Origin of the sequence: Brachymonas moutaii (nom. illeg.) (assembly GCF_049977365.1) — a bacterium.
In the GTDB taxonomy this organism is placed as follows: Bacteria; Pseudomonadota; Gammaproteobacteria; order Burkholderiales; family Burkholderiaceae_C; genus Brachymonas.
The window spans coordinates 230042-243938 of the sequence record NZ_JBNGEN010000002.1 but is presented as its reverse complement, the minus strand read 5'-3'; the positions used below and the strand labels follow the sequence as shown (position 1 = coordinate 243938).

Sequence of the window (13897 nt, the reverse complement as noted above, 5' to 3'; positions counted from 1 at the left end):
CATGCCATTTCTCACCAGTGCGGTACTAGCCGCGTTCGTGGCCTACGTGGCCGCTTGGTATCTTGGGTTCCTGCAGGGCGACATGAGCGTCTTTCTGCTCTGGGCCTCCGTGGTCACCGGGGTGTACTGGGTCGCGGAGAAACTCGTGTTTCTGCCGCGTCGCCGCCGTGCTGCCGCGCAGTTCGAGGAATCCCGCCGACAGCAGGAAGAAGCGCTGGCTGCGCAGGGCATTGCCTCCGACACTTCCCACGTGCAGGAAACCCGCCAGCGCATGCTCGCCCAGCCGTGGTGGCTCGACTGGACGGCAGGACTCTTCCCGGTGATCGTGGCTGTGTTCCTGCTGCGCTCGTTCGCCTATGAGCCCTTCAAGATTCCGTCCGGGTCGATGATTCCCTCGCTGCTCATCGGTGACCTCATCCTCGTGGACAAGCATGTCTGGGGGTTGCGGGTGCCCGTGAGCAATGCTCGCATCACGCAGGGCAGCCCCGTGCAGCGCGGCGACGTGATCGTCTTCCACTATCCGCCCAACCCCAGCGTCGATTACATCAAGCGGGTGGTGGGGCTTCCGGGGGACACCGTGTCGTATCTCAACAAGCGGCTGACGATCAACGGCCGCGAGATCGACGAGACCCCGCTGCCCGACTATCTGGACACGAGCACCATGCAGTACTTCAAGCAGTACCAGGAGCAGCTCGGCACACATACGCACCGCATCCTCATCGACGACAACCGGCCTGCCGGCATTCCGGTGACCGAGCCCTTTCCCCAGCGCGACAACTGCCGCTACAGCGCCGAAGGCGTGACCTGCAAGGTGCCGCAGGGTCAGTATTTCGTCATGGGGGATAATCGGGACAATTCGGCAGATTCCCGCTACTGGGGGTTTGTGCCGGATCACAATATCGTGGGCAAGGCCATTGTCGTGTGGTTCAATTTCAGCGATTTCAAGCGCATCGGTCGCATCGACTGAGCGCGGCAACTGCCGGAGCACCCGGCACGGACTCCGAGTCTGTGCCCCGGACGACACGCAGGCCCCATCCATCAGACAGGGAGAGCATCGACATGCAGCACATCCAACCCATCCGCCATCAGCGCGGATTGACCTTTTTCGGTCTGGTTCTCATTCTGGCGCTCGTCGCCGTGGTCGGCATTGCCGTGGCGCGTGCCGTGCCCAGCATCGTCGAGTACCAGTCGATTCTCAAGGCAGTGGAGCGGGCCAAGACCGGCGCCACGGTGGCCGAGATCGAGCGTGCCTTCGACGCCTCCGCTGCCATTGACGATATTCATACCATCTCGGGCAAGGATCTGGAAGTCACCAAGGTCAACGATCAGGTCAAGATCAAGTTCGCCTATGACAAGGAAGTGCCCCTTGCCGGTCCGGTTTCCCTGCTCATTCATTATTCAGGTGAATCGAAATAAACATGTCTTCCCATGAAGTGCCTGTACCTGCCCAGACGGAGCTGACGGCTCTGGCCCGGCGGGTGGGGCATGAATTCTCCTGCCTGCCCCTGCTGCAGCAGGCACTTACCCATCGCAGCTTCTGTGCAGATCACAATGAGCGGCTCGAATTCCTGGGGGATTCGGTGCTCAACCTGGCCATCACCAGCCTGCTCTACGCGCGCCTGCCTTCCGCCACCGAGGGCGAGCTCTCGCGCATCCGCGCCAACCTCGTCAAGCAGGACAGCCTTCACCGGATCGCGCTGCGGCTCGATCTGGCAGCAGGCCTGCGCCTGGGCGAAGGCGAGCGCCGATCCGGAGGCGCGCAGCGTCCCTCCATTCTCGCCGATGCCTTCGAGGCGGTTCTGGGGGCCATCTACCTCGATTCCAGCTATCTGCATGCGGAAGCCATCGTGCACCATCTGTTTGCCGACATCGAAATCAGCACCCACATGGCGGCCATGGGCAAGGATCCCAAGACGGCCCTGCAGGAATGGCTCCAGGGCAGGCGCATGCATGTGCCCGACTACACGGTGTCGGAGATCGCCGGAGAGGCGCACCAGCAGACCTTTTTCGTGGACTGCCGTGTCGATGCCCTGCAGCAGGTGCAGCGCGGCAGCGGCAGTTCGCGCCGTGCGGCCGAGCAGGATGCAGCTGCGCGCATGCTCGCCCATCTGCAGCAGTCCCTGGCACAGGGGGGCGAGGCCGCCCATGCCATCGTCAAAATCACCCGCAAGACCACCCGTCACGCGCGCCACAAACCGTCGTCCCAACCATGAGTCCATCGCCTCAAAAACCGGCCTCCCAGGCTGACCTGTCGCCCGACGTCTCGGCGCAGCTGCACCGCATTCTCGGCAAGGAGCCCATCGCGGCCGCCCCGGCTGAGGCTTCGGGCCCTGCCACGGGGGAGCCGGTGCAGCCACACTGCGGGCTGGTGGCCATCGTCGGGCGGCCCAATGTGGGCAAGTCGACCCTGCTCAATGCCCTGGTGGGACAGAAGATCAGCATCACTTCGCGCAAGGCTCAGACCACGCGCCACCGCATCACGGGCATGCGCACCGAGGGCAGCAGCCAGTTCGTGTTCGTCGATACGCCCGGGTTCCAGACACGGCACGGCAATGCGCTCAACAAGTCGCTCAACAAGGCCGTGACCGGGGCCGTGGCGGATGTGGATGTGGTGCTGTTCGTGGTCGAGGCCGGGCATTTCGGTCTGGCCGATGCCAAGGTGCTGTCGCTGCTGCCGCCCCAGGTGCCGGTGCTGCTGGTGGCCAACAAGCTCGACATGGTGCACCGTCGCGCCGAATTGGCGCCGTGGCTGCGCGACATGCAGCAGCGCCATGCGTTTGCGGAATTCGTGCCCCTGTCGGCCAAGAATCCCCGCGATGTCCAGCGCCTCCTGGAGGTGGTGGCTCGTTACCTGCCTCAGCAGGATTGGTGGTATGGCGCTGACGAGCTGACCGATCGCAGCGAGCGCTTTCTGGCCGGCGAGATCATCCGCGAAAAGCTGTTCCGTCTCACGGGCGATGAATTGCCCTATACCTCTACGGTGGTGATCGACCGCTTCGAGGAGGAGCCCGGCCGGACCGCTGCGCGCATGGTGCGTATTGCCGCGACCATTGTGGTGGAGCGGGACGGACACAAGTCCATGGTCATTGGAGACCGCGGAGAGCGCATCAAGCGCATCGGCACCGAGGCGCGGCAGGAGCTCGAAAGGCTGTTCGAGGCCAAGGTATTCCTGGAGCTGTGGGTCAAGGTGCGCTCGGGGTGGGCCGACGACGAGGCGCGCGTGCGCTCCTACGGCTACGAGTGAGTCCCGGACCGCACAGACGGAACGAACGCATCACCATGCCTGATCTCCTGGGCTGCACGCCGACATGAAGCGGGTGCTGCATGAGCCGGCCTTTGTGCTGCATCGCTACGACTGGAGTGAAAGCAGCCTGATCCTGGAGGTCTTTACGCGCCGCCAGGGCCGCACGGCCCTCGTGGCCAAGGGGGCCAAGCGTCCCAGTTCCAACTTCCGGCCCGTGCTGCTGCCGCTGCAGCCGCTGCACCTCAACTACAGCGCAGATGGCGAGATCGGCACGCTCAAGAGCGCCGAATGGGCCGGCGGCCATGTGATGCCCGTGGGCGAGGCGCTGCTGTCGGGGTATTACCTCAATGAGCTGCTGATGCGCCTGCTGGCACGCGACGATCCGCATCCCGCGCTCTTCGATGCCTATGCACTCACGGTGGCCAGTCTCACGGCGCCCGAAGAGGGGACGGGCTCGCAGGGGGACTGGATCCAGGCGGTGCTGCGTGCCTTCGAGCTGGTGCTGCTGCGCCAGATCGGAGTGCTGCCCGCACTCGACGCCCAGACGCTGACCCAGCGTCCCCTGCAGGACGCTGCACCCTATCTGCTCACGGCCGAATCCGGCCTGCGCGAGGCGCAGGACGAGGAGGGCGGCCCGGCCCGGGCCACTCTGGGGGGGAGCGAATGGAGGCTGATCGACGAGGCTCTGTGCGATCCGGCCCCGCAGCAGGCCCTGATCGCGCTGTGCCTGCGCCGCAAGGACATTTCGCTGGCACTCAAGAACCAACTCCGGACCGTGCTGCTTTACCATTGCGGGGGAAATCCCTTGCGCACGCGGCAACTGCTGCTCGAATTGCAGAAACTATGACAGGCTCTTTCTCTCCCATCGCTCTTTCGGTCAATGTGAACAAGGTGGCTCTGCTGCGCAACACGCGGCACCTCGGCATCCCGAGCGTCACCCGTGCCGCACAGCTCTGTCTGGAAGCCGGGGCCGACGGCATCACCGTGCATCCCCGTCCCGACGAGCGGCACATCCGCGCGGGCGATGTGTCCGATCTGGCCACCCTGCTCAGGCAACAATGGCAGGGGCGTGAGTTCAATATCGAGGGCAATCCCACCCAGAATCTGATGGAGTTCATCCGGACGGTGCGTCCGCAACAGGCCACCTTCGTTCCCGACAGCGAGGACCAGTTCACCAGCGACCATGGCTGGAATCTGACCGACGATGCCACCTGCCGGAGGCTGTCCGGGCTGATCGACGAGTGCCATGCCCTGGGGGTGCGCGTGAGCCTGTTCATGGATGCCGAACCCGCCCCCATGCAAGTGGCACGCAGCCTGGGAGCCGACCGCGTCGAGCTCTATACCGAACCCTATGCTGCGGCATGGGGCACCGGGCAACAGGCCGCCGAGACCGAACGGTTTGCCGTGGCAGCCCAGGCGGCTCTGGATGCCGGGCTGAAGGTCAATGCAGGCCATGACCTGAATCTGCACAACCTCACGCATTTCGCCCGCCATGTGCCAGGCCTGTGCGAGGTGTCGATCGGACATGCGCTCATCGCCGACGCCCTGGAGCAGGGGTATGCCGCCACCGTACAGGCCTATCTGCGGTGCCTGCGCGAGGCAGGGCACTGATCTGCAGGAGTCCCTGCAGGAAGCTACCCCATGATCTACGGCATCGGTACCGACATCTGCGACATCCGCCGCATCGAGGCAGCCCTCGCGCGGCGGGGCGAGCGCTTTGCGGCCACCGTGCTCGGAGATGCCGAAATGGACGTCTACCATGCGCGGGGTGTGCGCTGGCCCGATCGGGCCGTGCGGTATCTGGCCACACGCTTCTCGGCCAAGGAGGCTTTCAGCAAGGCCATCGGCCTTGGCATGCACATGCCCATGACCTGGCGGCGCTGCGAAATTCTCAACGCGCCGGGCGGACAGCCGTATGTGCGTCTGCACGGGCCTCTGCGGGAATGGTGCGAGGCCCGGAACCTGCAGGTTCACGTCACCGTGTCGGACGAATCGGCCTATGCAGCCACCTTCTGCGTGGTGGAGCGCATCTGCCCGGGCGATCCTGCCTGAGTGAGTGGGCTTGCAAGCGGGGCGTCGGGATGGCCCCTGAATCATCCTGCTTCCATGCCGTTCCGTTCCCTTCCGTTCAGGAGTCCCTCTCCATGTATCCCTCCCCCCTCATCATCGACATCGCTGGCACCCATCTGAGCGAGGACGACAAGCGCCGCATCAGCCATCCGCTCGTGGGGGGACTGATCTACTTCTCGCGCAACTGGGAAAACCGCGAACAGCTCACGGCCCTGAGCCGTGCCATCAAGGCCATCCGGCCCGATCTGCTCATTGCGGTGGACCACGAGGGAGGGCGTGTGCAGCGGTTCCGTTCGGACGGCTTCACCCATCTTCCCCCCATGCGTGCGCTGGGGCGCATGTGGTCGGAGGATGTCGGAGTGAAGGGCCGCGTGCGCTGGAACCGGCATGCCCTTGCTGCCACACGGGCTGCCACGGCCTGTGGCTATGTGCTCGCATCGGAGCTCCGTGCCTGCGGGGTGGATTTCAGCTTTACCCCGGTGCTCGATCTCGACCATGGATCAAGCGGCGTCATTGGGGATCGCGCCCTTGCCGCGCATCCGAGAATGGTCAGTGCCCTGGCTGCCAGCCTGATGCACGGCCTTCTGCAGGCAGGCATGGGCAACTGCGGCAAGCACTTTCCGGGGCATGGTTTCGCTCGGGCCGATTCCCATGTCGCCATGCCGGTGGATGATCGTCCCCTGGCTGACATTCTGCGGCGCGATGCCCAGCCCTATGGATGGCTCGACCACACACTCACCGCCGTGATGCCTGCCCATGTCATCTATTCGCAGGTCGATTCCCGTCCGGCTGGATTCAGCTCCCGCTGGCTGGAAGACATCCTCCGGGGGCGACTGGGGTTTGGGGGCGCCATCATCAGCGACGATCTCAGCATGCAGGGAGCGCGCCAGATCGAAGGACGGCAGCTCACACCACTTGATGCCGTGAAGACGGCACTGGATGCCGGATGTGATCTGGCGCTGCTGTGCAACCAGAGTCTCGATGGTGGACAGGTGCTCGATGAGGTGCTCGACGGCCTGAGCGAGGCCATCGTCAAGGGACACTGGCAACCGCGCGAAGCATCTGACCTTCGCCGCCGGGCGCTGCTTCCGCCGGGGGCCCCCATGGAGTGGGACGCCCTCATGCGCAGCCATCGCTACATGGCCGCGCTGGATGTGCTGGCGACCATTCCCGCCTGAAGGCCTGTCTTGTCGGCACGGTCATGGAGGCGCAGCAGCAGCTCATCGGGACAGCGTGGGTCACGGGTACTGTCCTGCACCCATGCCGCATAGGCTGGCGAGACAGGCTCTGAACGTGCGATCCTGATTTCGGGCAGCGCATAGGGATGCAGGGCCTGCAGCAGCGCTGCCACCAGTGGGGCCCATGCGTCCGGTGTCTTGCATGCCAAGAGCCATTCCGGGGCGCGCTCCACGGTGCCTTGCCAGCGGTACACGCTGCGGATGGGCGTGATCTGCACGCAGGCAGCCAGCTGGTGCCGCACCAGCAGATCTGCCCAGCGTTCGGCTTCCTGCGCGCTGCCCAGCGTGGTCGTCACCAGCGCGATTCCGGAAGCGTGCGCAGAGGGCGGCGCGCTGCACACAGGGGCATCCCTGTCGGCCTCTTCGGCCTGCAGCAGGGCAAAGCGCGGCACCTGCCGGTTCTGCCACTGCACCTGCTCCACGAACATGGCCAGCGGCCGTACCCACCATCCCCGGTCTCCGTAGAGCGTCTGATACAGCACCAGAGGCTCCGCTGTCTCGCTGTGGCGCACCACCTCCCACGCCCGGTAGAACCGGCCCTTGCAATGCACATAGAGACCGGACACGAAGGATGTGGAAGAGGAGGGGCTGGACATGGGCGCGAGAGAAGGACAATGGGCTGCAGCGGAGTCTGGCGTGGGACAATACGCACCTATGCATCCTAAAGCCTTGTTGGACCACAGCGCCGCCCTGCTGGCGCAGATTCTCCGTTTCGATCATCCCGCCGATGCCGTCGTGTCGCACTACTTCCGCGACCATCGTCAGCTCGGTTCCCGCGAACGTGCCACTCTGGCCGAAACCGCCTATGCCGTGCTGCGTCGCAAATCCCTCTTCGACATGCTGGCACGCAGCGGCAGCGGCCCCCGGGAGCGCCGGCTGGCGATTCTCGGATTCGCGGCTGACCGTGCCTTCCTGCTGGACGCCCTGAACAAGCAGGAGCGCGAATGGCTCCAGGGCTGCGACCAGGTGCAGGACAGCGATCTGCTGCCCGTGCACCGCCATAACCTGCCCATCTGGATCGCCGATGCACTGCGCGCGCAGCTGGGAGACCGCTTCGAGGAAGAGGCGCGTGCCATGCTGGAGCCGGCTCCTCTGGATCTGCGCGTCAATCTCCTGCGTGCCAAGCGCACCGAGGTGCAGAAGGCACTGGCCTCAGATGGATTTCCAGCCGTTCCCACTCCCTATTCCCCCTGGGGGCTGCGCCTGCACGACAAGCCTGCCCTCACGCGCATGGCGCTGTTTCAGGAAGGTGCCATCGAGGTGCAGGACGAAGGCTCCCAGCTGCTGGCCCTGCTGCTCGACGCCCATCGGGGCGAAATGGTCGTGGATTTCTGTGCTGGAGCAGGCGGCAAGACGCTTGCCATCGGCGCCACCATGCGCAATACCGGGCGTCTGTACGCTTTCGATGTCTCGGCCCACCGGCTCGAACAGCTCAAGCCCCGCTTGGCGCGCAGTGGCCTGAGCAACGTGCACCCGGTGGCCATTGCGCACGAGCGCGACGAGCGGGTCAAGCGGCTCTCCGGCAAGGCCGACCGCGTGCTGGTGGATGCCCCCTGTTCCGGTCTGGGCACGCTGCGCCGCAATCCCGATCTCAAGTGGCGACAGGACGAGCAATCCGTGCGCGAGCTCACGCTCAAGCAGGCATCCATTCTGCAGAGCGCATGCCGCCTTCTCCGGTCCGGTGGACGGCTGGTGTATGCCACCTGCAGCGTTCTGCCGGAGGAAAACGAGGCCATTGCCAATGCCTTCACCCTGGCCAATCCAGCCTTCAAACCGCTCAACGTGGCCTCGCTGCTGACCCAGCTCAAGGTGCCGGACGCCGAAAGCCTGTGCACTGCCGAGGCCCCAGGCGTCGAGGCGGGGCGCTATCTGCGCCTGTGGCCCGGGCTGCATCACACCGACGGCTTCTTTGCTGCCGCCTGGCAGAAGGACTGATCCTGCCCCTGCGCCCCTGAGGTCGGCCCCCAGAGAGAGTCAGGGCTGCCAGTACATATCTTCTCCTCCACGCCAGCCACCCGTCAGAGGTGAGCGTGTGAGTGTGTCCGCCTGTCGGGAGTGCGTTGGCGCTGCGCTCTGACGCTCGCGGAGACAGGTGTCGCTGTGGCCGTGGTGATGTATGGGCGATAAAAAACCCGCCTGAAGAGGCGGGTTCTTGCGGCAGGAAGGGGCTGAAATTTACTTCAGCTTGATTTCCTTGTACTCGACATGCTTGCGAGCCTTGGGATCAAACTTCATGATCGTCATCTTCTCGGGCATGGTCTTCTTGTTCTTGGTGGTGGTGTAGAAGTGACCGGTGCCGGCGCTGGATTCCAGCTTGATTTTTTCGCGTCCGCCTTTGCTTGCCATGATGAATTCCTTTCAGTGAAACAGGGAGTGGATCAGGCCTGGCCGCGGGCGCGCATGTCGGCGAGCACGGAGTCGATGCCATTCTTGTCGATCAGTCGCAGGGCTGCGCTGGACACGCGCAGACGCACCCAACGGTTTTCGCTCTCGACCCAGAAACGACGGTACTGCAGGTTGGGCAGGAAGCGACGCTTGGTCTTGTTGTTGGCGTGGGACACATTGTTGCCCACCATCGGGGCCTTGCCCGTGACTTCACATTTGCGTGCCATGAAGGACACTCCTTGAATGAACTGTTTGTCGAAAAACAGGGTCGACAGCGCTGGCCGACACCTGCACCTCACCGGCAACGCAAGCCGCATTGCGCAAGGCCTGCATCTCCGTGATCTCGCGAGAAAACCCGGATGCCGGTGGTAAGGGGACTTTTTTCCTGCCGCGCCTTGACCCGTAAAAGCCGAGGAGCAAGACAGAAAACCTTGGATTATAACTTACTTCTTTGCCTGTGCAAGCAGCGCAGCGGCCGCTTCTTCCTGTTCCAGAAAGCGCTGAGCATCCAGTGCAGCCATGCAGCCGGTTCCGGCACTGGTGATGGCCTGGCGATAGATGTAGTCCTGCACGTCGCCGGCGGCGAACACTCCGGGTACGCTGGTCTGGGTGGCAAACCCCTGATGGCCCCCCTGCGTGACGATGTAGCCGTTCTCCAGGGCCAGCTGTCCCTTGAATATTTCGGTATTGGGCGCGTGTCCGATGGCGATGAAGCAGCCCTGCAGCGCCAGCTCCTCGGTGCTGCCGCTGGATACATGCCGGAGCCGGACACCGGTGACGCCCGATGCGTCACCCAGCACCTCGTCGACCGTGGAGTCGAGCTTGAGCACGATGCGACCTTCCTGCACTTTTTCGCTGAGCACGTCGATCATGATCGGCTCGGCACGGAAGGTGTCGCGCCGGTGTACCAGATACACCTTGCGGGCGATATTGGCCAGATAGAGGGCTTCTTCCACGGCTGTGTTGCCGCCGCCCACCACGCAGACCTCCTGATCGCGGTAGAAGAAGCCGTCGCAGGTGGCGCAGGCACTCACGCCCCTGCCCATGAAGGCTTCCTCCGACGGCAGTCCCAGATACTTGGCCGTGGCTCCGGTGGCCACGATGAGGGCGTCGCAGGTGTAGGTGCCGCTGTCCCCCGTGAGGGTAAAGGGACGACGGGAGAGATCGACCGTGTGGATATGGTCGAACACCATTTCGGTCTTGAAGCGTTCGGCATGCGCCTGCAGGCGCTGCATCAGATCGGGCCCCTGCACGCCGTTCACGTCGGCCGGCCAGTTGTCTACTTCGGTGGTGGTCATGAGCTGTCCGCCCTGTGCCATGCCGGTGATGAGGACCGGCTTGAGATTGGCGCGGGCGGCATAGATGGCGGCCGTGTAGCCAGCGGGGCCGGAGCCCAGAATCAAGACCTGGGCGTGGAGGGTGGGGTGAGTCATGATGAATGTCCTGTCAGGCAAAACATGTCCTGCGCGGCAATGGCCACACAGGAGGCCGGGCCGTTGGAACCCCTCGGTGGGAGTGCCGCCAGCCATGCTGCCGGAATATAGCAGCATGCCCCTGCCGCCGTGGTGCTGGCAGGCCAATGGCATGCAGGAAGTGTGTACTGTAAATAATTCCAGTAATCGGGATTCATTCCTTATAATCCACCGCGCTGCAGCGTGCGCAGAGGGATCGTGCAAGAATGCTCTCGTTCCCGTTCATGGCCTGAAGATCTGGAGATAGTGGATGGCAATCGTATCCAATCTGGAGCTGATCCGCAGGGTTCCCCTGTTCAGCGATCTTACGCCCGGCCAATCGGGCATCATTTCTTCCGCCGTGGGCAAGCGACGCTTCCGGCGGGGAGAAACCATTGTCGAACAGGGAGCCGTTAGCGGCATGCTGTTCATGATCCTGTCCGGCAAGGCTCGCGTCGTGGCGCAGGATGACCGGGGGCGGGAGGTCATCATGGCTTCCCTCGGGCCTGGAGACTGCATCGGCGAGATGAGCCTCATCGACGGAGATCCCCATTCCGCCACGGTGCGGGCCGAGGTGCAGACCGATGTGCTCACGCTCGAACACGATGCCTTCACGCGCTGCCTGCGCGACAACGTGAACATGGCCGAGGCTGTCATGCGTGCCCTGGTGCGTCGACTGCGCAATGCAGACCGGCAGATCCGTTCGCTGGCGCTGATGGACGTGTATGGACGGGTGGGCGATGCCCTGCTCGACATGGCCGAAGAGGAAGCCGATGGCACCCTGGTGCTGCGCAAGAAGGTGTCGCGGCAGGAAGTCGCCCGCATGGTCGGCGCCTCGCGCGAGATGGTGAGCCGGGTCATGAAGCATTTCGAGGACAACGGCCTTGTGCAGGCACGGGGGGATGGCAGTTTCCTGCTCAGGCCCATGCCACATACCCTGGAGTGAATCCGGTGGACTGCAGCCGCGCATCCTTTCCTTTGTGTCCCCGCTTCGCTTCGGTGCCGCCGGTGGCCTTGCCTGAGAGTAGTTGTTGAATGGCCTATCTGATCCGTAACGCTTCCCGCGAGGTGCCTGCACAGGCACCCAAACCCCTGATTCCCCCGCTTTTTCGCCGCTTCAGCCAGGAGACCGTGCTGTTCTTCGGAGGACTGTTCCTGCTGTGCTGGCTGCTGTCCATGCTGAGCTACAGTCCGGATGACCCGGCCTGGAGCACCACGGGCATTCGTGTGCAGCCCCGCAATCTGCTGGGGCATGTGGGGGCCTGGGCCGCCGACATCAGTTTCTTCGTGTTCGGACGCTCGGTCTGGCTGCTGTTTGCCACGGCAGTGGCCGGGTGGTGGCGTCTGCTGCGCCAGTGGATGCGGGGAGGGCGGGCAGTTGCTCCGATGCCTTCCGCACCGGCGGCAGAGACGACTTCGGTGCGGGCCTGGTGGAAGCGCTGGGGGCGTTCCCTGGCAGGAGGCACTGCCGCATGGTGGCTGGCCGTGGGGGTGATGCTGGCGGTTTCGACCGCGCTCGAATGGAGTCGCCTGTACGGGGGCGAATCCCGCCTGCCCAACGGAGCGGGCGGCATGCTGGGTACCATGACCGGGCCTGTCGCCACCATGGCGCTGGGTGCGGTGGGGTCGGGGCTGGTCGGGATCATCCTGTTCCTGTGGTCGCTGTCCTGGGTGTTCCGCTTCGAGTGGGGGCAGGTGGCGCAGACCGTGGGGGCGTGGGTGGATGGCCGTCTCACGTTTGCCCGCGAACAGCGCGAGATCGCGGCCGACAAGGCAGCAGGCCAGAAAGCGGCCCGCCAGCGCGAGGAGATGGTGGAGCAGGAGCTCGAACAGGCTCAGGCCAAGCCCCATGTGCCCCTCGTCATCGAGCAACCACCCCGGCCGGCCGTGGTCGAGCCGAGTCCCCGGGTCGTGCAGGAGCGCCAGAAGCCGCTGTTCACCGACATGCCAGACAGCCATCTGCCGCAGATCGGTCTGCTCGACGAGGCGCCCCTGATGCAGGAAGGGATTCCGCACGAGACGCTGGAGATGACCAGCCGGCTCATCGAGAAGAAGCTGCGTGACTTTGGGGTGGAGGTGCGTGTCGTGGCCGCCATGCCGGGGCCGGTGGTGACCCGCTACGAGATCGAGCCGGCCACGGGGGTGAAGGGCAGCCAGATCGTCAATCTGGCCAAGGATCTGGCACGCTCGCTCAGTCTGGTGTCGATCCGGGTGATCGAGACCATTCCCGGCAAGAATCTCATGGCGCTCGAGTTGCCCAATGCGCGGCGTCAGACCATTCACCTCAGCGAAGTGCTGGGTTCCAACGCCTACCATGAAGGGCGCTCCGTGCTGACCATGGGGCTGGGCAAGGATATCGTGGGCAACCCGGTGGTGGCCGATCTTGCCAAGATGCCCCATGTGCTGGTGGCAGGGACCACAGGGTCGGGCAAGTCGGTCGGTATCAATGCCATGATCCTGAGCATCCTGTACAAGGCCACGCCGGAAGAGGCGCGCATGCTCATGATCGACCCCAAGATGCTCGAAATGTCGGTCTATGAGGGGATCCCGCATCTGCTGGCGCCTGTGGTCACCGACATGCGCCAGGCGGCGCATGGCCTCAACTGGTGCGTGGGTGAAATGGAACGGCGCTATCGTCTCATGAGCAAGCTCGGGGTGCGCAATCTGGCCGGGTATAACGCCAAGATCGACGACGCCAGGGCGCGTGAGGTCCTCATTCCCAATCCCTTCAGTCTGACGCCGGAGTCTCCCGAGCCTCTGGAGCGACTGCCGCAGATCGTGGTGGTCATCGATGAGCTGGCCGATCTGATGATGGTGGTGGGTAAGAAGATCGAAGAGCTGATCGCCCGCCTCGCGCAGAAGGCTCGGGCGGCCGGCATCCACCTGATCCTCGCGACCCAGCGCCCCAGCGTGGACGTCATTACGGGGCTCATCAAGGCCAACATTCCCACCCGCATTGCCTTTCAGGTGTCGAGCAAGGTGGACAGCCGCACGATCCTGGACCAGATGGGGGCCGAAAGCTTGCTGGGGCTGGGGGACATGCTCTATCTGCCGGCAGGTCACGGAGTGCCGCAGCGGGTGCATGGCGCCTATGTGAGCGACGAGGAAGTGCATCGGGTAGTGGATTTCCTCAAGGAGCATGGCGAAGCCAACTACATCGAGGGAGTGCTCGAAGGCGGCACCGTGGAGGGAGAGGACGGTCCGGGCGGAGAGGGCCAGGCCGGCGACGAGCAGGACCCCATGTACGACCAGGCGGTCGAAGTGGTGCTTAAGAAGCGCAAGGCCAGCATTTCCCTGGTGCAGCGCGAACTGCGCATCGGCTACAACCGCGCCGCCCGTCTCCTCGAAGACATGGAAAAGGCCGGGCTGGTCAGCAGCCTCTCGACCAATGGCCAGCGCGACATTCTGGTTCCCGCGCGCGACGACTGATCGATCGGCGATTCGGCCACTTTTCGTGCGGTCAGGCCCTGGGGTGCACAAAGCGGGCAGGGCCGTGGCAGAAACCGCCC

Annotated in this window: 15 protein-coding genes; 11 read left to right on the top strand and 4 right to left on the bottom strand. The window is 64.3% G+C overall.

What is annotated here, in order from left to right; translation table 11 throughout:
• Position 1 precedes the first annotated feature (1 nt).
• The 8 genes from lepB to nagZ all read left to right on the top strand — a co-directional run bounded on the left by lepB (position 2) and on the right by nagZ (position 6492).
• The gene (gene lepB, locus ACP2WS_RS04790; protein ID WP_374492476.1) at positions 2-967 is read left to right on the top strand and encodes a signal peptidase I; all 966 of its coding nucleotides are present in this window, start codon (positions 2-4) and stop codon (positions 965-967) included.
• Positions 968-1059: 92 nt separating this feature from the next.
• Positions 1060-1416, top strand: a complete 357-nt coding sequence (locus ACP2WS_RS04785; protein WP_374492475.1) for a DUF4845 domain-containing protein — start codon at positions 1060-1062, stop codon at positions 1414-1416.
• Positions 1417-1418: 2 nt separating this feature from the next.
• Entirely contained in the window at positions 1419-2213 is a 795-nt protein-coding gene (gene rnc, locus ACP2WS_RS04780) for a ribonuclease III (protein WP_426459736.1), read from the top strand.
• Positions 2210-3244 (top strand): GTPase Era, encoded by a 1035-nt coding sequence (gene era, locus ACP2WS_RS04775; protein WP_426459735.1) that lies wholly within the window; start codon positions 2210-2212, stop codon positions 3242-3244. The genes rnc and era overlap by 4 nt, the downstream gene beginning before the upstream one ends.
• 64 nt (positions 3245-3308) lie before the next feature.
• Positions 3309-4091, top strand: coding sequence for a DNA repair protein RecO (gene recO / locus ACP2WS_RS04770; RefSeq protein WP_426459734.1), 783 nt, complete (start codon positions 3309-3311; stop codon positions 4089-4091).
• The gene (locus ACP2WS_RS04765; RefSeq protein ID WP_426459733.1) at positions 4088-4855 is read left to right on the top strand and encodes a pyridoxine 5'-phosphate synthase; all 768 of its coding nucleotides are present in this window, start codon (positions 4088-4090) and stop codon (positions 4853-4855) included. The genes recO and ACP2WS_RS04765 overlap by 4 nt, the downstream gene beginning before the upstream one ends.
• A 30-nt stretch (positions 4856-4885) precedes the next feature.
• Positions 4886-5296 carry a holo-ACP synthase gene (gene acpS / locus ACP2WS_RS04760; RefSeq protein WP_374492467.1) on the top strand — a complete coding sequence of 137 codons (411 nt, stop codon included), beginning with the start codon at positions 4886-4888 and terminating at the stop codon, positions 5294-5296.
• Between the two features lie 92 nt (positions 5297-5388).
• Complete coding sequence (gene nagZ, locus ACP2WS_RS04755; protein ID WP_426459732.1) at positions 5389-6492, top strand: beta-N-acetylhexosaminidase; 1104 nt, start codon at positions 5389-5391, stop codon at positions 6490-6492.
• Here the strand turns inward: nagZ and cutA are convergent.
• The gene (gene cutA / locus ACP2WS_RS04750) at positions 6450-7148 is read right to left on the bottom strand and encodes a divalent cation tolerance protein CutA (RefSeq protein WP_426459731.1); all 699 of its coding nucleotides are present in this window, start codon (positions 7146-7148) and stop codon (positions 6450-6452) included. The two genes, nagZ and cutA, sit on opposite strands and share 43 nt — an antisense overlap.
• 58 nt (positions 7149-7206) lie before the next feature.
• Here cutA and ACP2WS_RS04745 point away from each other — a divergent pair, with 58 nt between their 5' ends.
• Positions 7207-8487, top strand: coding sequence for an RsmB/NOP family class I SAM-dependent RNA methyltransferase (locus ACP2WS_RS04745; protein WP_374492462.1), 1281 nt, complete (start codon positions 7207-7209; stop codon positions 8485-8487).
• A 240-nt stretch (positions 8488-8727) separates the two neighbouring features.
• Here the strand turns inward: ACP2WS_RS04745 and rpmG are convergent, their stop codons facing one another.
• The 3 genes from rpmG to trxB form a co-directional block, all read right to left on the bottom strand.
• Positions 8728-8898: a 50S ribosomal protein L33 gene (rpmG, locus tag ACP2WS_RS04740; protein WP_374492460.1), complete on the bottom strand. Its 171-nt coding sequence runs from the start codon at positions 8896-8898 to the stop codon at positions 8728-8730.
• 32 nt (positions 8899-8930) lie between these two features.
• On the bottom strand, positions 8931-9164 hold the full coding sequence (rpmB, locus tag ACP2WS_RS04735; protein WP_374492459.1) for a 50S ribosomal protein L28: 234 nt from the start codon (positions 9162-9164) through the stop codon (positions 8931-8933).
• A 216-nt stretch (positions 9165-9380) separates the two neighbouring features.
• Positions 9381-10370 carry a thioredoxin-disulfide reductase gene (gene trxB / locus ACP2WS_RS04730; protein ID WP_426459730.1) on the bottom strand — a complete coding sequence of 330 codons (990 nt, stop codon included), beginning with the start codon at positions 10368-10370 and terminating at the stop codon, positions 9381-9383.
• A gap of 289 nt (positions 10371-10659) precedes the next feature.
• On the opposite strand from trxB, the gene ACP2WS_RS04725 reads away from it, so the two are divergent.
• Positions 10660-11334 (top strand): Crp/Fnr family transcriptional regulator, encoded by a 675-nt coding sequence (locus tag ACP2WS_RS04725; protein WP_374492454.1) that lies wholly within the window; start codon positions 10660-10662, stop codon positions 11332-11334.
• 89 nt (positions 11335-11423) lie between these two features.
• Positions 11424-13817, top strand: coding sequence for a DNA translocase FtsK (locus ACP2WS_RS04720; RefSeq protein WP_426459728.1), 2394 nt, complete (start codon positions 11424-11426; stop codon positions 13815-13817).
• The last annotated feature ends 80 nt before the right edge of the window (positions 13818-13897 follow it).